The organism is Citrobacter sp. CK195, assembly GCF_030333365.1.
GTDB lineage: Bacteria > Pseudomonadota > Gammaproteobacteria > Enterobacterales > Enterobacteriaceae > Citrobacter_B > Citrobacter_B koseri.
Genome location: NZ_JAOWGB010000026.1, coordinates 706331 through 725530, shown reverse-complemented (window position 1 = coordinate 725530; position 19200 = coordinate 706331). Strand labels below are relative to the sequence as shown.

18 protein-coding genes are annotated in these 19200 nt (G+C 56.2%); 13 read left to right on the top strand and 5 right to left on the bottom strand.

Going from position 1 to position 19200, the window contains the following annotated elements; translation table 11 throughout:
- Positions 1 to 56: 56 nt before the first annotated feature.
- Positions 57 to 2255: a Zn(II)/Cd(II)/Pb(II) translocating P-type ATPase ZntA gene (gene zntA, locus OGX93_RS20830; protein WP_047460553.1), complete on the bottom strand. Its 2199-nt coding sequence runs from the start codon at positions 2253 to 2255 to the stop codon at positions 57 to 59.
- Positions 2256 to 2331: 76 nt separating this feature from the next.
- A complete protein-coding gene (locus OGX93_RS20825; RefSeq protein WP_012135582.1) occupies positions 2332 to 2958 on the bottom strand; it encodes a lysoplasmalogenase in 627 nt (208 codons plus the stop codon).
- A 141-nt stretch (positions 2959 to 3099) separates the two neighbouring features.
- On the opposite strand from OGX93_RS20825, the gene OGX93_RS20820 reads away from it, so the two are divergent.
- Entirely contained in the window at positions 3100 to 3459 is a 360-nt protein-coding gene (locus OGX93_RS20820) for a DUF2500 domain-containing protein (protein WP_104868086.1), read from the top strand.
- Positions 3460 to 3547: 88 nt separating this feature from the next.
- On the opposite strand, the gene OGX93_RS20815 is transcribed toward OGX93_RS20820, so the two are convergent.
- Both OGX93_RS20815 and rsmD read right to left on the bottom strand, forming a co-directional pair.
- A complete protein-coding gene (locus OGX93_RS20815) occupies positions 3548 to 3817 on the bottom strand; it encodes a DUF1145 family protein (RefSeq protein WP_012135579.1) in 270 nt (89 codons plus the stop codon).
- A complete protein-coding gene (gene rsmD, locus OGX93_RS20810) occupies positions 3807 to 4403 on the bottom strand; it encodes a 16S rRNA (guanine(966)-N(2))-methyltransferase (RefSeq protein ID WP_012135578.1) in 597 nt (198 codons plus the stop codon). The genes OGX93_RS20815 and rsmD overlap by 11 nt, the downstream gene beginning before the upstream one ends.
- Positions 4404 to 4539: 136 nt before the next feature.
- Between rsmD and ftsY the strand changes: the two genes are divergently transcribed.
- From ftsY to livJ, 6 genes are all read left to right on the top strand, one after another.
- A complete protein-coding gene (ftsY, locus tag OGX93_RS20805) occupies positions 4540 to 6042 on the top strand; it encodes a signal recognition particle-docking protein FtsY (protein ID WP_104868087.1) in 1503 nt (500 codons plus the stop codon).
- 2 nt (positions 6043 to 6044) lie between these two features.
- Complete coding sequence (ftsE, locus tag OGX93_RS20800; protein WP_012135575.1) at positions 6045 to 6713, top strand: cell division ATP-binding protein FtsE; 669 nt, start codon at positions 6045 to 6047, stop codon at positions 6711 to 6713.
- Positions 6706 to 7764 carry a permease-like cell division protein FtsX gene (ftsX, locus tag OGX93_RS20795; RefSeq protein ID WP_024131031.1) on the top strand — a complete coding sequence of 353 codons (1059 nt, stop codon included), beginning with the start codon at positions 6706 to 6708 and terminating at the stop codon, positions 7762 to 7764. Before ftsE ends, ftsX begins: the two co-directional genes overlap by 8 nt.
- A gap of 258 nt (positions 7765 to 8022) precedes the next feature.
- Positions 8023 to 8877 (top strand): RNA polymerase sigma factor RpoH, encoded by an 855-nt coding sequence (gene rpoH / locus OGX93_RS20790; protein WP_012135571.1) that lies wholly within the window; start codon positions 8023 to 8025, stop codon positions 8875 to 8877.
- 224 nt (positions 8878 to 9101) lie between these two features.
- Positions 9102 to 10367 carry a 4-aminobutyrate--2-oxoglutarate transaminase gene (locus OGX93_RS20785; RefSeq protein ID WP_286448929.1) on the top strand — a complete coding sequence of 422 codons (1266 nt, stop codon included), beginning with the start codon at positions 9102 to 9104 and terminating at the stop codon, positions 10365 to 10367.
- A 206-nt stretch (positions 10368 to 10573) separates the two neighbouring features.
- Complete coding sequence (gene livJ, locus OGX93_RS20780) at positions 10574 to 11677, top strand: branched chain amino acid ABC transporter substrate-binding protein LivJ (RefSeq protein WP_024131030.1); 1104 nt, start codon at positions 10574 to 10576, stop codon at positions 11675 to 11677.
- A 100-nt stretch (positions 11678 to 11777) separates the two neighbouring features.
- Here the strand turns inward: livJ and panM are convergent, their stop codons facing one another.
- Positions 11778 to 12161: an aspartate 1-decarboxylase autocleavage activator PanM gene (panM, locus tag OGX93_RS20775; RefSeq protein ID WP_024131029.1), complete on the bottom strand. Its 384-nt coding sequence runs from the start codon at positions 12159 to 12161 to the stop codon at positions 11778 to 11780.
- 545 nt (positions 12162 to 12706) lie between these two features.
- Here panM and livK point away from each other — a divergent pair.
- From livK to ugpB, 6 genes are all read left to right on the top strand, one after another.
- Complete coding sequence (gene livK, locus OGX93_RS20770) at positions 12707 to 13816, top strand: high-affinity branched-chain amino acid ABC transporter substrate-binding protein LivK (protein WP_286448930.1); 1110 nt, start codon at positions 12707 to 12709, stop codon at positions 13814 to 13816.
- A 61-nt stretch (positions 13817 to 13877) separates the two neighbouring features.
- Positions 13878 to 14804: a high-affinity branched-chain amino acid ABC transporter permease LivH gene (gene livH, locus OGX93_RS20765; RefSeq protein WP_012135564.1), complete on the top strand. Its 927-nt coding sequence runs from the start codon at positions 13878 to 13880 to the stop codon at positions 14802 to 14804.
- A complete protein-coding gene (livM, locus tag OGX93_RS20760; RefSeq protein ID WP_012135563.1) occupies positions 14801 to 16078 on the top strand; it encodes a branched chain amino acid ABC transporter permease LivM in 1278 nt (425 codons plus the stop codon). The genes livH and livM overlap by 4 nt, the downstream gene beginning before the upstream one ends.
- Complete coding sequence (livG, locus tag OGX93_RS20755; protein ID WP_047460588.1) at positions 16075 to 16842, top strand: high-affinity branched-chain amino acid ABC transporter ATP-binding protein LivG; 768 nt, start codon at positions 16075 to 16077, stop codon at positions 16840 to 16842. Before livM ends, livG begins: the two co-directional genes overlap by 4 nt.
- A 17-nt stretch (positions 16843 to 16859) precedes the next feature.
- Entirely contained in the window at positions 16860 to 17573 is a 714-nt protein-coding gene (gene livF, locus OGX93_RS20750; RefSeq protein WP_047463875.1) for a high-affinity branched-chain amino acid ABC transporter ATP-binding protein LivF, read from the top strand.
- 260 nt (positions 17574 to 17833) lie between these two features.
- Positions 17834 to 19150, top strand: a complete 1317-nt coding sequence (gene ugpB / locus OGX93_RS20745) for a sn-glycerol-3-phosphate ABC transporter substrate-binding protein UgpB (protein ID WP_024131025.1) — start codon at positions 17834 to 17836, stop codon at positions 19148 to 19150.
- The last annotated feature ends 50 nt before the right edge of the window (positions 19151 to 19200 follow it).

Below are 19200 nucleotides of genomic sequence, written 5' to 3'. Positions count from 1 at the left end.
GGGTTCGTGCCATGATCCCCGTAGGCCTGATAAGCCTGGCGCCATCAGGCGACAATCTACCCTTTACGCAACAGCCGCAGCGCGTTGGCGGTCACCAGCACCGTCGCCCCAGTATCCGCCAGCACGGCCAGCCACAGACCGGTTATGCCGAGCAGCGTGGTGATGAGGAAGATCCCTTTCAGCCCCAGGGCAATCGCGATGTTCTGACGAATATTAGCGTGGGTGGCGCGCGCCAGCTGGATCATCTGTACCAGCCCGCGCAGGCGGTTATGCGTCAGGGCGGCGTCTGCCGTTTCCAGCGCGACATCCGTTCCGCTTCCCATCGCAATACCTATCGCGGCGGCTTTCATTGCGGGGGCGTCGTTAATGCCGTCACCCACCATCGCCAGCGGGGCGTGCTGATTGAGCGCCGTCACCGCCCGGACTTTATCTTCCGGCAGCAGGCCCGCTTTAAACGTCAGGCCCAGCTCTCCGGCAATGGCCGCAGCCGCGCGTGGGTTATCGCCGGTCAGGATCACGCCTTTCACCCCTAACTGATTAAGCTCGCCGATCGCGGTGCGGGCGTCATCGCGCAGCGTATCCTGTAGGGCGAGCACGCCGAGTACGTCGTCGTTGCGCAGCACCAGCACGACCGTCTGTCCGGCGCTTTCCAGTTCGCTGATTTGCCCGGCAAAGGCTTCCGCCGGGCGTTTGCCTGCGGCGCAAATCAGGATGCGCTCGCCATTAACCTGAGCTTCGATACCCGAACCGACCAGCGCGCGCTGCTCCAGCGCTGGCGGAATGGTCAGTTCACGCGTCTGCGCTTCACGCACAATGGCCTGCGCCAGTGGGTGCGTCGCGCCTTGTTCCACCGCCGCCGCCAGCGCCAGCAGCTCCGCTTCGCCGATCCCGCTTGCCGGATGGATGGCGGTGACGCGCGGTTTCCCTACGGTCAGGGTGCCGGTTTTATCGAACGCCACCTGAGTGACTCTGCCTAGCTGCTCCAGCGCTGCGCCGCCTTTAATCAGCGCCCCGCGACGTGCCGCCGCCGCCAGCCCGGAGGTGATGGCCGCCGGAGTGGAAATGACCAGCGCACACGGGCAGCCAATCAGCAACAGCGTGAGTCCCTTATAAATCCACTCTTGCCAGGACGCGGCAAACAGCAGCGGCGGCACCAGCGTGACCAGCAGCGCGACGGCCATAATCACCGGGGTGTAAATCCGGCTGAAGCGGTCAATAAAACGCTCAATGGGCGCGCGGCGTTCTTCGGCTTCTTCAATCAGCTTCAGGATACGGTCAATCGCGCTGGCGCCCGGTTCTGACAGCACCTCCAGCGTAACGAGCCGATCCACGCTGGTGGCGCCGGCGGGGACTTTCTCGCCCGTTGAGCGCTCGACCGGAATCGACTCGCCGGTGAGCGCGCTCTCATCAAAACTGGCGAAACCGGAGACCAGCCTGCCGTCGGCGGGTAAGCGCCCGCCTGCCGCCACTTCGATAATGTCGCCGGGTTGCAGGGTGTTGATCGCCACCTCTTCGCGCACGCCATCGCGCAGGCGCGTGGCAGTTTCCGGTTTGAGGGCCATCAGCGCGCTGACTCCTTTGCGGGCACGGCTGGCAGCCCACCCTTCGAGGCGTTCGCCGATCAGAAATAACAGCAGCACCATCGCCGCTTCCGCCGTCGCGCCAATAAACAGCGCGCCAATCGCCGCCACGCTCATCAGCGTTTCGATAGCGAACCAGCTACCGGTTTTCATCAGGCGCAGCGCCTGACGGGCAATGGGATACAGGCCGACCAGTGTGGTGGCGATAAACGCCAGTTGGCCGAACGGATGGTTGAATTGCTCCAGCCCCCAGCTAATCGCCATCATAATGATGAGCGTGATCAGCGGCAGGTTTTCTTGCAGCCGGGATTCGCGCGCCTCTGCTGTGGCCTGTTCATCACGCAGGGTATAACCCGCCTTTTGTACGGCGCGTTCAACGTGTTGGCGGATATCGGCATTCGCATCCACCACCAGTTTCTCGGTGGCGAACAGCACCTGTACCTGATTGACGCCCCCGACCTGGCGCACGGCGTTTTCGACTTTACGGGCGCAGGCGGCGCAGTCCATACCGGCGACTTTCCAGGTGTAACGCGTCCCTTCGATGGTGTCGGGAACGAGAGCTTCCGTTGCGCAGGCGCCCTCACAGCAGCAGTCATCTACCTTCCGGGGGGCTGGCGCCAGTTTGAAGGATGAAAATTGTGGGACTTTTTTGCCATCAGTATCGGGTGTCAACATGGCATCCTCCGGTTGATGATAATTTTCTCATTAACCGGAGGATACACTCTGGAGTCGACTCCAGAGTCAAGCGTTATTAAAGATAAAGTGAGCGGACAATCAGGAAGTGCCCGGCAAAGTAGCAGGCGGCGGAAATAGCGTTATCCGCGCGGAAGCGGCAGCGGTAATGGCTGCCCAGCCAGACGATGTTGCCGAGGAATAACAACGATGCGCCCATAAAAGCAGAGAGCGCCGGGGCGGTCGGGCGGAAGAACCACAGTTCACCGGCCAGCCAGACCATCATGAGCGTCATGGCGATAAAGGTGCATATCGGCCAGCGCAGCTCTTCCAGACGCGTCCAGATCACCGCAATCAGCAACCCGCCCAACACCAGCAGCACTAACGGCAATGGCCAGAAGAACGACAGCGTCATCTGGCTGGCGAAATAGAGGGTGTACAGCAGGTGCGACAGGAAGAATGCGCCAATGGCGTACAGCAGACGTTGGCGCGGCAACAGCGTCAACGCATCGCCCAGCAACGAGGCGCACAGGCCCGCCAGCACAAGGTAGCTGATCGCGTCGAACATCGGCGCTTGCCAGGCGAGTAAAAGAAGGAGAATCAGGGTGAGAGGTTTAAAGACCCAGCGCTGCCACGCTGGCCCACGATAGGATGCGTCCACAAATAGCCATGCGGAAAGACAGACAGCGATAAACGACCAAAGCATCTTAGTTCCTTGAATTCGTTATTTTTTCGCGAGCGGTATGCTCACGGCCCTGTTGTCCAGTGTAGAGGTCGGCGCAGGCAGATGACAACACCATAACGGGCAGGGTATGCTTATTTCCGCATTTTCTGATGGGTTAAAATGATGAGTAAACCACCACTTTTTTTCATTGTTATCATTGGCTTGATTGTTATCGCCGCGTCGTTTCGCTTTGTTTCGCAGCGGCGAGAAAAAGCCGATAACGATGCCGCGCCATTGCAGCAAAAGCAGGTAGTGGTGAGCAATAAGCGCGAAAAGCCGATCAACGAGCGGCGCTCGCGTCAGCAGCAGGTGACGCCAGCGGGCACCAGTATGCGCTATGAGGTTAGCTTTAAACCGCAACGCGGCGGGCTTGAGCAGACGTTTCGGCTTGATGCCCAACAGTACCATGCGTTAACGGTCGGGGATAAAGGTACGCTGAGTTACAAAGGTTCGCGGTTTGTCGATTTTGTCGCCCAGCCATAAGATTTCGCCCGATGGCGTGTTGCTTATCGGGCCTACGGTCTGAGGGGGTTGTAGGTCGGATAAGGCGCAGCCGCCATCCGGCAAAAGGTTATTTTTTAACGTTAAATTTCTTCTGCCACACCAGCAGCTCAAACACGCCGAACAGGAAAATACGGATTTTCTCGCCGGTGGTCATCTGCGGGCCGTCTTTAGGCATGGTGCTTTTTAACAGCGCCAGCTGCATACCGTGCATCAGCACCATAAAGACCAGCGCGACGTTGACGAAAATATTCAGCGGGCGTGGAAAGGGTTGGAAAATATTCAGTAGTAAAAATGCCCAGACGCACAGCATCAGTAATCGACCCAGATTAATCAGCATCGCTTTCTCCTTGTGCTTCCCGTTGATACAGGCGGTATGCGACCTGTCCGGCCACTTTTTCACGATACAACGACCAGTTTGCCGGGACGGGCGGCAGACCGTTTTCGACTTCGCTTTCGACGTAAATATACGCGTCATCAGCCAGCCAGCCGTGCGTTTCCAGCAGGCTTAACGTCTCTTCCAGCAGCCCTTTGCGAAACGGGGGATCGACAAACACCACGTTGTGCGGCGTACCGGTCTGCGCCAGAAAGGCCAGCGTATTGGCGTTGACCACGCGGGCGTTGCCTGCCTTTAGCGTAGCAAGATTCTTTTGTAACTGCTGTGACACGGCGCGATCCATCTCCAGCAACGTCGCGCCCGCCGCATAGCGGGAAAGCGCTTCCAGCCCCAGCGCGCCGCTTCCGGCGAAACAATCCAGACAGTGGGCGTCTACCATGACCGGCGCCAGCCAGTTAAACAGCGTCTCGCGAACCCGGTCGGTTGTCGGGCGCAGCCCTGGGCTGTCGGGAACCGGAAGTTTACGGCCCCGCCATTGTCCGCCAATAATGCGGATTTGACCGCTGCCAGAGTGATTCGGTTTTTTCATTTCTATTGCTCAATCCGCTGCTGACGTGTCATTCCAGGCGGTGATGTGAATTAAGTTAAGTGGTAGACTATTTCATCATTTTTTTAGCTTCCATGTATATAGCGCCAGATATTAACCGCGAGGAGTACAGTCGCAGATGGCAAAACAGAAAAAACGTGGCTTCTTTTCCTGGCTGGGCTTTGGTGAAAAAGAGCAGGAACAGGAACAAAAAACCGAAGAACAACAGCGTGTTGAAGAACTGTTAGCGCCAGAAACGCCGGTTGAGACGGCGGCAGAGGCCGACGCGGAAACGCACGCCCACGGCAAGGCGGAAACCGACGCTTTCGCCGAAGCCGTGGTGAACGTCACCGAACAGGTTCAGGAAAGCGAAAAACCGCAGCCGGTTGAGCCAGAGCCTGTCGTAGAGCCTGTTGTTGACCCCGTGGTTGAAGAAGACATCGTTGAGCCGCAGGCGGTGGTGGAACATGAAGAACTGCCGCTGCCGGAAGAGGTGAACGTCGAAGAGACGTCGCCTGAAGAGTGGCAGGCCGAAGCGGAAACGGTAGAGATCGTGGAGGCGGTAGAAGAAGAGGCGCAAAACGAACCGCAACTGACCGACGAAGAACGGGAAGCGCAGGCGCTGGTGGTGGAAGCGGCGGAAGACGCGGTGGTTGTCGTGCCGGCGGCGGAAGAAGAGACGCCGGTTGAGGAGGTGATTCAGGAGCAAGAGAAGCCGACAAAAGAGGGTTTCTTTGCGCGCCTGAAACGTAGTCTTCTGAAAACAAAAGAAAATCTCGGTTCAGGATTTATCAGTCTGTTCCGTGGTAAGAAAATCGACGATGATCTGTTTGAAGAACTGGAAGAGCAGTTACTGATTGCCGATGTGGGCGTGGAAACCACTCGCAAGATCATCGCTAACCTGACAGAGGGCGCCAGCCGCAAACAGCTGCATGACGCCGAAGCGCTGTATGGCCTGCTGAAAGACGAGATGGGCGATATCCTCGCAAAAGTTGACGAACCGCTTAATATTGAAGGCAAAACGCCATTTGTTATTCTGATGGTTGGCGTTAACGGCGTGGGGAAAACCACCACGATCGGTAAGCTGGCGCGTCAGTTCGAGCAGCAGGGCAAATCCGTGATGCTGGCGGCGGGGGATACCTTCCGTGCGGCGGCGGTAGAGCAGTTGCAGGTCTGGGGCCAGCGTAACAACATTCCGGTTATCGCCCAGCATACCGGCGCGGATTCCGCTTCCGTTATCTTTGACGCCATCCAGGCGGCGAAAGCGCGTAATGTGGATGTGCTGATTGCCGATACCGCGGGTCGCTTGCAGAACAAAGCGCACCTGATGGAAGAACTGAAAAAAATCGTTCGCGTGATGAAGAAACTCGACGAAGATGCGCCGCATGAAGTGATGCTGACCATCGACGCCAGCACCGGGCAGAATGCGATAAGCCAGGCCAAACTGTTCCATGAAGCGGTTGGCCTGACCGGTATCACCCTGACCAAGCTGGATGGCACGGCGAAGGGTGGGGTTATCTTCTCGGTTGCCGATCAGTTTGGCATTCCTATCCGCTATATTGGTGTGGGCGAACGTATCGAGGATTTACGTCCGTTTAAGGCGGACGATTTTATAGAGGCACTTTTTGCCCGAGAGGATTAACAATGATTCGCTTTGAACATGTCAGCAAGGCCTATCTCGGTGGGAGACAAGCGCTGCAAGGAGTCACATTCCACATGCAGCCAGGCGAGATGGCGTTTCTGACCGGCCACTCAGGCGCGGGGAAAAGTACCCTGCTGAAGCTTATCTGTGGGATTGAACGGCCGAGCGCCGGGAAAATCTTCTTCAGCGGGCATGACATTACGCGCCTGAAAAACCGTGAAGTGCCGTTTCTGCGTCGTCAGATCGGAATGATTTTCCAGGATCACCACCTGCTGATGGATCGTACGGTCTATGACAACGTGGCGATCCCGTTGATTATCGCTGGCGCCAGCGGGGACGACATCCGTCGTCGTGTGTCGGCGGCGCTGGATAAAGTCGGGCTGCTGGACAAAGCGAGGAATTTTCCCATTCAACTCTCTGGCGGTGAGCAGCAGCGCGTGGGGATTGCCCGTGCGGTGGTGAACAAGCCTGCGGTGCTGCTGGCGGATGAACCGACCGGGAACCTGGATGATGCCTTATCGGAAGGGATTTTACGTCTGTTTGAAGAGTTTAACCGCGTTGGGGTGACGGTATTGATGGCGACGCACGACATCGGGCTTATCTCCCGTCGTTCGTACCGTATGCTCACCCTGAGCGAAGGTCATTTGCATGGAGGCCTGGTCAGTGAATAAGCGTGACGCTATCAACCAAATCAGGCAGTTTGGCGGCAGACTGGACCGTTTTCGTAAATCTGGTGGTTCGTCCGGCGACGGCGGCCGCAATGCGCCGAGACGCGCAAAACCCTCGCCAAAGCCGAACTCGCGTAAAACCAACGTCTTTAACGAGCAGGTGCGCTATGCGTTCCAGGGTGCGTTACAGGATCTGAAAAGCAAGCCGCTGGCGACGTTTCTGACGGTGATGGTGATTGCCATCTCTCTGACGCTGCCAAGCGTCTGCTACATGGTCTATAAGAACGTCAACCAGGCGGCGACTCAGTACTATCCGTCTCCGCAGATCACCGTTTATCTGCAAAAGACGCTGGATGACGACGCGGCCGCCGGGGTGGTCGCACAGCTCCAGGCCGAGCAGGGGGTGGAGAAGGTTAACTATCTCTCCCGCGACGATGCATTGGGCGAGTTCCGCAACTGGTCCGGCTTTGGCGGCGCGCTGGACATGCTGGAAGAGAATCCGCTTCCGGCAGTGGCTGTGGTGATCCCGAAACTGGATTTCCAGGGAACGGAGTCGCTGAACACGCTACGCGATCGCATCTCGCAGATTAACGGCATTGATGAAGTGCGTATGGATGACAGCTGGTTTGCCCGTCTGGCGGCGCTGACCGGGCTGGTAGGGCGCGTTTCCGCGATGATCGGCGTGCTGATGGTGGCGGCGGTGTTCCTCGTCATCGGCAACAGCGTGCGCCTGAGCATTTTCGCCCGCCGTGACACCATCAACGTGCAGAAACTGATTGGCGCGACGGATGGATTTATCCTGCGACCGTTCCTGTACGGCGGCGCGCTGCTCGGTTTTTCAGGGGCATTTCTTTCACTGATTTTGTCAGAAATTTTGGTGATGCGCTTGTCGTCAGCGGTGACGGAAGTGGCGCAGGTTTTCGGCACGAAGTTTGATATCAATGGCTTATCGTTCGATGAGTGCCTGTTGTTGCTGCTGGTGTGCTCGATGATCGGCTGGGTTGCGGCGTGGCTTGCCACTGTGCAACATTTACGTCACTTTACTCCCGATTAATAAAAGCGTGGTATACTCTTTCCCTGCAATGAGTTCCCGTTCGCAGGGAAAGAGCATCAAAACATCTCATCCCCCTGCCCACAGTGTTTTTTCATAGCGGTGTCACATTTTGTGCGTAATTTATTCACAACGTTGCATTGAACTTGTGGATAAAATCACTGTCTGATAAAAGAGTGAGTGCTATTCTCGTTGCTCATAAACGCTGGCACGTTTGTTGCTCATTTGCAGTGCCAGACGATATAAATTGAGAGGATTTGAATGACCAAAGAAATGCAAAATTTAGCTTTAGCCCCTGTTGGTAACCTGGAATCTTACATCCGGGCTGCAAACGCGTGGCCGATGTTATCGGCTGACGAAGAACGGGCACTGGCTGAAAAGCTGCATTACCAGGGCGATCTGGAAGCAGCTAAGACGCTGATTCTGTCTCACCTGCGCTTTGTTGTTCATGTTGCTCGTAACTATGCGGGCTATGGCCTGCCGCAGGCGGATCTGATTCAGGAAGGTAACATCGGCCTGATGAAAGCCGTGCGCCGTTTTAACCCGGAAGTGGGTGTGCGCCTGGTTTCTTTCGCCGTGCACTGGATCAAAGCGGAGATCCACGAATACGTATTGCGTAACTGGCGTATCGTTAAAGTCGCAACCACCAAAGCACAGCGTAAGTTGTTCTTTAACCTGCGTAAAACCAAGCAGCGTCTGGGCTGGTTTAATCAGGATGAAGTGGAAATGGTGGCGCGCGAACTGGGCGTAACCAGCAAAGACGTCCGCGAGATGGAATCCCGTATGGCGGCGCAGGACATGACGTTTGACATGTCTTCGGACGACGAGTCTGACAGCCAGCCGATGGCGCCAGTGCTGTATTTGCAGGATAAAACCTCTAACTTTGCCGACGGCATTGAAGAGGATAACTGGGAAGATCAGGCGGCAAACAAACTGACCCACGCAATGGAAGGTCTGGACGAGCGTAGCCAGGACATCATTCGCGCCCGTTGGCTGGACGAAGACAATAAGTCCACGCTACAGGAGCTGGCCGACCGCTATGGCGTTTCTGCTGAACGTGTACGTCAGCTTGAAAAGAACGCGATGAAGAAACTGCGCGCCGCTATCGAAGCGTAATTTCCGCGAAGAGCCCGAAAAACCCTGGATGAGAATCCGGGGTTTTTTGTTTTACAGGCCGGATAAGGCACCGCCGCCATCCGGCAAACAGGCAAACATAAATGCCCGATGGCGCTTCGCTTATCGGGCTACGGGGATAACGCTTTTTTTCTCCCCCGCTCTGGCGAATTCTTCCCCCCTGGCAAACACTTACCGATGGGTTGTGCGCATCTTAGGGGGAGAAGGTGAAAAATAACGAACTGAATGAAAGACGGTTGCAGGCGACGCCGCGCGGCATTGGGGTGATGTGCGGTTTCTATGCCGACAGAGCGGAAAACGCCACGCTGTGGGATATTGAAGGCAATGAGGTGATTGATTTCGCCGCCGGAATTGCCGTGTTGAACACCGGGCACCGTCATCCAAAAGTCATCGCGGCAATTGAAAAACAGCTCCAGTCATTTACCCATACCGCGTATCAAATCGTGCCTTATGCAAGCTACGTTACGCTTGCCGAGCGTATTAACGAGCGCGTGCCGGTCAACGGCCCGGCGAAAACGGCTTTCTTCTCCACCGGCGCGGAGGCGGTCGAAAACGCGGTGAAAATTGCGCGCGCCTGTACCCGACGACCGGGGCTGATTACCTTTGGCGGCGCGTTTCACGGGCGAACCTTTATGACGATGGCGCTCACCGGTAAGGTCGCGCCCTACAAAACTGGCTTTGGGCCGTTCCCGGGATCGGTCTATCACGCGCAATATCCGAATCCTTTGCATGGCGTTACCACGGCGGATGCGCTGAACAGTCTCGAACGGATTTTTAAAGCCGATATTGCGCCGGACCAGGTGGCGGCCATTATCCTGGAACCGGTGCAGGGGGAAGGGGGCTTTAACGTCGCGCCAACGGATTTCATGCAGGCGCTGCGTACGTTATGCGATACCCACGGCATCTTGCTGATCGCCGATGAAGTGCAGACCGGTTTTGCCCGTACAGGCAAACTGTTTGCGATGGAGCACCACGGCGTTCAGCCGGATCTCATCACGATGGCCAAAAGTCTGGCCGGCGGTATGCCGCTGTCGGCGGTATCCGGTCGCGCCGAGGTGATGGATGCGCCTGCGCCGGGCGGTCTTGGCGGCACCTACGCCGGAAACCCGCTGGCGGTGGCCGCCGCGCATGCGGTGCTTGATGTGATTGAAGAAGACGATCTCTGCACTCGCGCCACGCAGCTTGGTCAGCATCTGGTTGAGGTGTTGAACAAAGCGAAAGCCGCCTGCACGTCCATTGCCGAGATCCGCGCGCAGGGCTCGATGGTGGCGGTAGAGTTTACCGATCCGCAAACCGGCCAGCCGTCCCCGGAATTTACCCGGCAGGTGCAGGATCGCGCATTGCAGGAGGGTCTGCTGCTGCTCAGTTGCGGTGTTTATGGCAACGTGATCCGCTTCCTCTATCCGCTGACGATCCCCGATGCGCAGTTCCGTAAAGCGCTGGAGATCATTACGCGTTCGCTGACACGATAAACCGACGCCGCCCGTTGCGGCGGCGCCCCGTTTTGTCATCAACTTGTTATCTGACTGTCAAATTAGCTATTCCAAAATCATAAAAATCGGGTATGTTTTAGCAGAGTATGCTGCTAAAGCACGGGTGGCTTACCATTAATTGAAATAAAGTGCTGAACAACAACATCACAACATACGTAATAACCACAATAATGGGGATTCTCAGGATGAATATGAAGGGTAAAGCGTTATTGGCAGGATGTATCGCCCTGTCTTTGAGCAATATGGCGTTTGCTAAGGATATCAAAGTGGCCGTGGTCGGCGCGATGTCCGGCCCGGTAGCGCAGTACGGCGATCAGGAATTTACCGGCGCGGAGCAGGCGATTGCCGATATCAACGCGAAAGGCGGCATCAAGGGCGATAAGCTGGTTGCCGTGAAATATGATGATGCCTGCGACCCGAAACAAGCGGTAGCCGTAGCCAACAAAGTGGTCAATGACGGCATTAAATATGTTATCGGCCACCTGTGCTCCTCATCCACGCAGCCTGCGTCCGATATCTATGAAGACGAAGGCATTCTGATGATTACTCCGGCTGCGACCGCACCGGAACTGACCGCGCGCGGTTATCAGCTGATCCTGCGCACCACCGGTCTGGACTCCGATCAGGGGCCGACGGCGGCGAAATATATTCTGGAAAGCGTGAAGCCGCAGCGCATCGCCATTATTCACGATAAGCAGCAGTACGGTGAAGGCCTGGCGCGCGCGGTGCAGGATGGCCTGAAAAAAGGCAACGCCAACGTGGTGTTCTTCGACGGGATTACCGCCGGCGAGAAAGATTTCTCCACCCTGGTGGCGCGCCTGAAGAAAGAGAACATCGACTTTGTGTACTATGGCGGCTATCACCCTGAGATGGGGCAGATCCTGCGCCAGGCTCGCGCTGCTGGCCTGAAAACGAAGTTTATGGGGCCGGAAGGGGTAGCGAACGTGTCGCTGTCTAACATTGCCGGTGAGTCTGCCGAGGGGATGCTGGTCACCAAGCCGAAGAACTACGATCAGGTTCCGGCGAACAAACCGATCGTAGACGCGATCAAAGCGAAGAAACAGGACCCAAGCGGCGCGTTTGTGTGGACCACCTACGCGGCGTTGCAGTCATTGCAGGCAGGTCTGAATCAGTCCGACGATCCGGCTGAAATCGCCAAATACCTGAAAGCGAATACCGTGGAAACCGTTATGGGGCCGTTGTCCTGGGATGAGAAGGGCGATCTGAAAGGCTTTGAGTTCGGCGTCTTTACCTGGCATGCCGACGGTACGGCAACCGACGCCAGGTAATTGAGTGCCGGGTGGCGGCTTCGCCTTACCCCCTGGAAAATTGCGTGAGAGTTGCAAAACACGTAGGCCGGATAAGCGTCAGCGCCATCCGGCTTTTTTATTACCGTTTTTCCCAGCCGTCCGCCTGCGCCGTAAACCCTAATGCCTGCATAAACGCCGCCATTACGCCTCGCTCTTCGACGCCGACATCTGCCATCCACCAGGCTGAAACGCCCGGATTATTGCGGATCACCTCTTCCACCAGATACTGCCCCACGCCGCGACGACGCGTGATCTCGCGAACCCGCAATGAATCCAGCGCGCCTTGCGTACCGCTTAGCGTTACCCGCACAGCGCCCAACAGACGCTCGTTGAAACGCGCTGCGTAGATCCGGTGAGTATCATCTACGCTTAAAGACGAGGCGGAGTATTCCGGCCAGATTTTACCCAGATCGATGAGATCCTGGGCGCTAAAGTTTTCTAAACGAACGATGGTCAGCTTCATCGACAGCATGTCCAAATCACCAAAGAGAGAACCAGTGTACCGAAATAATGTGTTCCGACACTTTCTCTTTTTTATTTCATTTACCAGGCGATTAGTTTTTTGGCAACGATAAGTACAGTTTGAAACATCAGAGAATGAAAAACAGGCAGGATAATCCCCTGGGAGGCAGTGTTTTATTCCGCTCTTTGTACCGTTATTTTATGCTGACAAGTGCGCTTTTTTTTGTTTATCTATAGCTGAAATCAGAATATTATCTTTTCTTAATCGACTGAAAAATAGAGTATTTGCTCTGATTTTGCATAAAAATCTGTGCTAAACCATTAATGCAACAGGTAAAAATAGCATAGTTCAAAAAAAGCACAGTCTGCTTTTTAACCACATAAATACAAAATATATACACAAAATCATTCAAGGTGCATCAAGGCGGCAAGAGCGTGAATCCCCAGGTGCTTACATAAGTTAGTGACTGGGGTGAACGCACGTAGCCAACACCGGGGCAGCCTGAAGGATGAAGTGTAATAACGTCACGAATGGGGATTCAGTAAATGAAACGGAATGCGAAAACGATCATCGCAGGAGTGGTTGCACTGGCGATGTCGCATACGGCAATGGCGGACGATATTAAAGTCGCCGTTGTCGGGGCGATGTCCGGCCCGGTAGCGCAGTGGGGCGATATGGAATTTAACGGCGCGCGTCAGGCCATTAAAGACATCAACGCCAAAGGCGGCATCAAAGGCGATAAGCTGGTGGGCGTTGAGTATGACGACGCCTGTGACCCGAAACAGGCTGTCGCGGTGGCGAACAAAATCGTCAACGACGGCATTCAGTACGTTATCGGCCACCTGTGCTCCTCTTCCACACAGCCCGCGTCTGATATCTATGAAGATGAAGGCATCCTGATGATCTCCCCGGGCGCCACAAACCCGGAACTGACGCAGCGCGGCTACGAACACATCATGCGTACGGCGGGCCTGGACTCCTCCCAGGGGCCAACGGCGGCGAAATACATTCTTGAGAAAGTGAAGCCGCAGCGTATCGCCATTATTCATGATAAGCAGCAGTACGGCGAAGGTCTGGCGCGTTCCGTACAGGACAGCCTGAAAGCGGGCAACGCCAATATCGTGTTCTTTGACGGGATTACCGCTGGCGAGAAAGACTTTTCCGCGCTGATTGCCCGCCTGCAAAAAGAGAATATCGACTTCGTTTATTACGGCGGTTACTACCCGGAAATGGGCCAGATGCTGCGCCAGGCGCGAGCTATCGGCCTGAAAACCCAGTTTATGGGGCCAGAGGGCGTGGGCAATGCCTCACTGTCCAACATTGCTGGCGCGGCGGCAGAAGGCATGCTGGTGACGATGCCAAAACGCTATGACCAGGACCCAGCGAACAAAGGCATTGTCGATGCCCTTAAAGCCGACAAAAAAGATCCTACCGGCCCTTACGTGTGGATCACCTACGCTGCGGTGCAGTCGCTGGCAACCGCAATGGATCGTACCGGCAGCAAAGCGCCGCTCGATCTGGTGAAAGCTCTGAAAGCACACGGGGCTGATACCGTGATTGGGCCGCTGAACTGGGATGAAAAAGGCGATCTGAAGGGATTTGAGTTTGGTGTCTTCCAGTGGCATGCCGACGGCTCATCGACCGTTGCCAAATAACGCCTGAAGACAAGTTATCCCTCCGCCCGCGCAAAACGGGCGGGTTGAGAAAGGTTACCTTATGTCCGAGCAGTTTCTCTATTTCTTGCAGCAGATGTTTAACGGCGTCACGCTGGGAAGCACCTATGCGCTGATCGCTATCGGCTATACGATGGTTTACGGCATTATCGGCATGATCAACTTCGCCCACGGCGAGGTCTATATGATCGGCAGCTATGTCTCTTTCATGATCATCGCCGCGCTGATGATGATGGGCATTGATACCAGCTGGCTGCTGGTCGCCGCCGGGTTCGTCGGGGCTATCATTATCGCCAGCGCCTATGGCTGGAGTATTGAACGGGTGGCCTATCGGCCAGTGCGCAGTTCCAAGCGACTGATTGCGCTCATCTCCGCGATCGGGATGTCTATTTTCCTGCAAAACTACGTCAGTCTTACCGAAGGTTCGCGTGACGTGGCGCTCCCCAGTTTGTTTAACGGCCAGTGGATTATCGGCAGCAGTGAGAACTTCGCCGCCAGCATTACCACCATGCAGTTGGTCATCTGGATTGTCACTTTCCTGGCGATGCTGGCGCTGACGCTGTTCATCCGTTACTCCCGTATGGGACGCGCCTGCCGCGCCTGTGCGGAAGACCTGAAAATGGCGAGTCTGCTGGGCATTAATACCGACCGCGTGATTGCGCTGACCTTTGTGATTGGCGCGGCGATGGCGGCGGTGGCGGGCGTGCTGCTCGGTCAGTTCTATGGCGTTATCAACCCGTATATTGGCTTTATGGCCGGGATGAAGGCCTTCACCGCCGCGGTGCTTGGCGGCATCGGCAGCATTCCTGGCGCGATGATTGGCGGCCTGATTCTGGGCGTCGCCGAAGCGCTCTCCTCTGCGTACCTGAGTACCGAATATAAAGATGTGGTGTCGTTTGCGCTGCTGATTCTGGTGCTGCTGGTCATGCCGACCGGTATCCTGGGCCGCCCGGAGGTAGAGAAAGTATGAAACCGATGCATTTTGCGATGGCGCTGCTCTCTGCCGCCATGTTCTTCGTACTGGCGGGCGTCTTTATGGGCGTTCAACTGGAACTCGATGGCACCAAACTGGTGGTGGGGACTGCTGCGGATATTCGCTGGCAGTGGGTGTTTATCGGTACTGCCGTGGTCTTTTTCTTCCAGTTGCTGCGACCGATTTTCCAGAAAAGCCTGAAGGGCATTTCCGGGCCTAAATTTGTTCTGCCAGCGATTGATGGCTCAACCGTGAAGCAGAAGCTGTTCCTGATTGCGCTGCTGGTCATCGCCGTTGTGTGGCCGTTTATGGTGTCGCGCGGCACCGTTGATATCGCCACGCTGACCATGATTTATATCATCCTCGGTCTTGGGCTGAACGTGGTGGTGGGGTTGTCTGGTCTGCTGGTGCTGGGCTACGGCGGTTTCTACGCCATTGGCGCGTATACCTTCGCGTTGCTGAACCACTATTACGGTCTGGGGTTCTGGACCTGCCTGCCGCTGGCGGGGCTGGTTGCAGCGGCGGCGGGATTCCTGCTCGGCTTCCCGGTATTGCGCCTGCGCGGCGACTACCTGGCGATTGTGACCTTAGGCTTTGGCGAGATTGTGCGCATCCTGCTGCTCAATAACACTGAAGTGACCGGCGGGCCGAACGGTATCAGCCAGATCCCGAAACCGACATTCTTTGGTCTGGAGTTCAGCCGTACCGCCCGTGAAGGCGGTTGGGATACCTTCAGCAACTTCTTCGGCGTGAAATACGATCCATCCGACCGCGTGATTTGGCTTTACCTGGTGGCGTTGCTGCTGGTCGTCTTCTCGCTGTTTGTGATCAACCGTCTGCTGCGTATGCCGCTGGGGCGGGCATGGGAAGCGCTGCGTGAAGATGAAATTGCCTGCCGTTCATTAGGCTTAAGCCCGACGCGCATCAAGCTGACGGCGTTTACCATCAGCGCCGCGTTTGCGGGGTTCGCCGGAACGCTGTTCGCCGCGCGCCAGGGCTTTGTCAGCCCGGAGTCGTTCACCTTTGCCGAATCCGCTTTTGTACTGGCGATTGTGGTGCTTGGCGGCATGGGTTCGCAGTTTGCGGTTATTCTCGCCGCTATTCTGCTGGTGGTATCGCGCGAGCTGATGCGTGACTTCAACGAATACAGCATGTTGATGCTCGGTGGTTTGATGGTACTGATGATGATCTGGCGTCCGCAGGGCTTGCTGCCGATGACCCGTCCGCAGTTGAAACTGAAAAACGGGGAAGCGAAAGGAGAGCAGGCATGAGTCAGCCATTATTATCCGTTAACGGCCTGATGATGCGCTTTGGCGGTCTGCTGGCGGTAAACAACGTTGAACTGGAGTTGCATCCACGCGAAATCGTCTCATTGATCGGGCCAAACGGCGCCGGGAAAACCACGGTCTTTAACTGCCTGACCGGTTTCTATAAACCGACCGGCGGCACCATTATGCTGCGCGATCAGCATCTGGAAGGGCTGCCGGGTCAGCAGATTGCCCGTATGGGCGTGGTGCGTACCTTCCAGCACGTCCGCCTGTTCCGTGAGATGACGGTGATTGAAAACCTGCTGGTGGCGCAACATCAGCAGTTGAAAACCGGCGTCTTTTCGGGCCTGTTGAAGACTCCGGCGTTCCGTCGGGCGCAGAGTGAAGCGCTCGATCGCGCCGCCACCTGGCTGGAGCGTATCGGCCTGCTGGAGCACGCCAACCGCCAGGCCAGCAACCTGGCCTACGGCGACCAGCGTCGTCTGGAGATCGCCCGCTGCATGGTGACGCAGCCGGAGATCCTGATGCTGGATGAACCGGCGGCGGGCCTGAACCCGAAAGAGACCAAAGAGCTGGACGAATTAATTGCGGAGCTGCGTAATCATCACAACACCACCATTCTGCTGATTGAGCATGATATGAAGCTGGTGATGGGGATTTCCGATCGCATTTACGTGGTGAACCAGGGAACGCCGCTGGCGAACGGGACGCCGGAAGAAGTTCGCAACAACCCGGACGTGATCCGCGCCTATTTAGGTGAAGCATAATGGTGGTGACGCATAAGATGGAAAAAGTCATGTTGTCCTTTGACAAAGTCAGTGCCCACTACGGCAAAATCCAGGCGCTGCACGAGGTGAGTCTGCATATTCGTCAGGGAGAAATCGTCACCCTGATTGGCGCCAACGGCGCGGGTAAAACCACGCTGCTCGGCACGTTATGCGGCGATCCGCGCGCCACCAGTGGTCGGATTGTGTTTGATGGTAAAGACATTACCGACTGGCAGACGGCGAAAATCATGCGTGAAGCGGTGGCGATTGTCCCGGAAGGGCGTCGCGTCTTTTCCCGTATGACGGTAGAAGAGAACCTGGCGATGGGCGGTTTTTTCGCCGAGCGCGACCAGTTTCAGGAGCGCATTAAGTGGGTTTACGCGCTGTTCCCGCGTTTGCATGAGCGTCGTATCCAGCGTGCGGGCACCATGTCCGGCGGTGAACAGCAGATGCTGGCGATTGGTCGTGCATTGATGAGCCAGCCGCGTTTGCTGCTGTTGGATGAGCCGTCCCTGGGTCTGGCGCCGATCATTATCCAGCAGATTTTCGATACCATCGAACAGCTGCGCGAGCAGGGAATGACCATCTTCCTCGTCGAGCAGAACGCGAATCAGGCGCTGAAGCTGGCGGATCGCGGCTATGTGCTGGAAAACGGTCATGTGGTGCTGGAAGATACCGGCGATGCGTTGCTGGCCAACGAAGCGGTGCGCAGCGCATACCTCGGAGGTTAAACCGTCTGTGTGCCCGGTGGCGCTACGCTTACCGGGCCTACTCGATCCTGTAGGCCGGGTAAGGCGAAGCCGCCACCCGGCTTTTTGTTTCTTCCATATTATCTTCACCATTCCATCATCTTCTTATCATCCTGCTGACGTTTGGCTGTCATTTATTTGTAACTAAAAAGTTATTTTTCTGTCATTCGCGCATGTCATGTTACCTCGCGAGCATAAAACGCGTGATATCGCGCATCCGGCACAACAAGAGAGATAAGCGAATGACATCGTTACGACATACAGCGTTAGGACTGGCGTTAAGCCTGGCATTCGTGGGAAACGCCATGGCCGTTACCACCATTCCATTCTGGCATTCTATGGAAGGCGAGCTGGGGAAAGAGGTTGATTCTCTGGCGCAACGTTTCAATGCGGCCAATCCTGATTACAAGATTGTGCCGGTGTATAAGGGCAACTATGAACAGAGCCTGAGCGCGGGTATCGCCGCGTTTCGTACCGGTAACGCTCCGGCGCTGTTGCAGGTTTATGAAGTCGGCACTGCGACTATGATGGCGTCGAAAGCGATTAAACCGGTCTATGAAGTGTTCAGCGACGCGGGCATCAGTTTCGATGAGTCGCAGTTTGTACCGACGGTGTCCGGTTACTACACCGATTCCAAAAGCGGACATCTGTTGTCCCAGCCGTTTAACAGCTCCACGCCGGTGCTGTACTACAACAAAGACGCTTTCAAAAAAGCCGGTTTAGATCCAGAGCAGCCGCCGAAAACCTGGCAGGATCTGGCGGAGTACACCGCGAAGCTGAAGGCGGCGGGAATGAAGTGCGGCTACGCCAGCGGCTGGCAGGGCTGGATTCAGATTGAAAACTTCAGCGCCTGGCATGGTCTGCCGGTCGCCACCCAAAATAACGGCTTTGACGGTACTGACGCGGTGCTGGAATTTAACAAGCCGGAGCAGGTGAAACATATCGCGCTGCTGGAAGAACTGAACAAGAAGGGTGATTTCAGCTACTTCGGGCGTAAAGACGAATCCACTGAGAAGTTCTACAACGGCGATTGCGCCATCACCACCGCCTCTTCCGGTTCTCTGGCGGATATCCGCCACTATGCCAAATTTAATTACGGCGTAGGCATGATGCCTTATGACGCGGATGCCAAAGATGCGCCGCAAAACGCCATTATCGGCGGGGCGAGCCTGTGGGTGATGCAGGGTAAAGACAAAGAGACCTACACCGGCGTGGCGAAATTCCTCGACTTCCTGGCGAAGCCGGAAAATGCCGCTGAATGGCATCAGAAAACCGGCTATCTGCCGATCACCAAAGCGGCTTACGACCTGACCCGCGAGCAGGGATTCTATGATAAGAACCCCGGCGCGGATATTGCCACGCGCCAGATGCTGAACAAGCCGCCGTTGCCGTTCACCAAAGGTCTGCGTCTGGGCAACATGCCGCAGATCCGCACCATTGTGGATGAGGAGCTGGAAAGCGTGTGGACCGGGAAGAAATCCCCGCAGCAGGCGCTGGATGCCGCCGTTGAGCGTGGTAATCAGCTGCTGCGTCGCTTTGAGCAGTCAACGAAATCGTAACGCATGATATGCCCGGAGGCGCTGCGCTTACCGGGCCTACAAGACCGTAG

What these genes read in the sequence shown, in the direction of transcription:
- zntA (WP_047460553.1), bottom strand. Translation starts at nt 2,255, where the DNA reads ATGTTGACACCCGATACTGATGGCAAAAAAGTCCCACAATTTTCATCC.
- OGX93_RS20825 (WP_012135582.1), bottom strand. Translation starts at nt 2,958, where the DNA reads ATGCTTTGGTCGTTTATCGCTGTCTGTCTTTCCGCATGGCTATTTGTG.
- OGX93_RS20820 (WP_104868086.1), top strand. Translation starts at nt 3,100, where the DNA reads ATGAGTAAACCACCACTTTTTTTCATTGTTATCATTGGCTTGATTGTT.
- OGX93_RS20815 (WP_012135579.1), bottom strand. Translation starts at nt 3,817, where the DNA reads ATGCTGATTAATCTGGGTCGATTACTGATGCTGTGCGTCTGGGCATTT.
- rsmD (WP_012135578.1), bottom strand. Translation starts at nt 4,403, where the DNA reads ATGAAAAAACCGAATCACTCTGGCAGCGGTCAAATCCGCATTATTGGC.
- ftsY (WP_104868087.1), top strand. Translation starts at nt 4,540, where the DNA reads ATGGCAAAACAGAAAAAACGTGGCTTCTTTTCCTGGCTGGGCTTTGGT.
- ftsE (WP_012135575.1), top strand. Translation starts at nt 6,045, where the DNA reads ATGATTCGCTTTGAACATGTCAGCAAGGCCTATCTCGGTGGGAGACAA.
- rpoH (WP_012135571.1), top strand. Translation starts at nt 8,023, where the DNA reads ATGACCAAAGAAATGCAAAATTTAGCTTTAGCCCCTGTTGGTAACCTG.
- livJ (WP_024131030.1), top strand. Translation starts at nt 10,574, where the DNA reads ATGAATATGAAGGGTAAAGCGTTATTGGCAGGATGTATCGCCCTGTCT.
- panM (WP_024131029.1), bottom strand. Translation starts at nt 12,161, where the DNA reads ATGAAGCTGACCATCGTTCGTTTAGAAAACTTTAGCGCCCAGGATCTC.
- livK (WP_286448930.1), top strand. Translation starts at nt 12,707, where the DNA reads ATGAAACGGAATGCGAAAACGATCATCGCAGGAGTGGTTGCACTGGCG.
- livH (WP_012135564.1), top strand. Translation starts at nt 13,878, where the DNA reads ATGTCCGAGCAGTTTCTCTATTTCTTGCAGCAGATGTTTAACGGCGTC.
- livM (WP_012135563.1), top strand. Translation starts at nt 14,801, where the DNA reads ATGAAACCGATGCATTTTGCGATGGCGCTGCTCTCTGCCGCCATGTTC.
- livG (WP_047460588.1), top strand. Translation starts at nt 16,075, where the DNA reads ATGAGTCAGCCATTATTATCCGTTAACGGCCTGATGATGCGCTTTGGC.
- livF (WP_047463875.1), top strand. Translation starts at nt 16,860, where the DNA reads ATGGAAAAAGTCATGTTGTCCTTTGACAAAGTCAGTGCCCACTACGGC.
- ugpB (WP_024131025.1), top strand. Translation starts at nt 17,834, where the DNA reads ATGACATCGTTACGACATACAGCGTTAGGACTGGCGTTAAGCCTGGCA.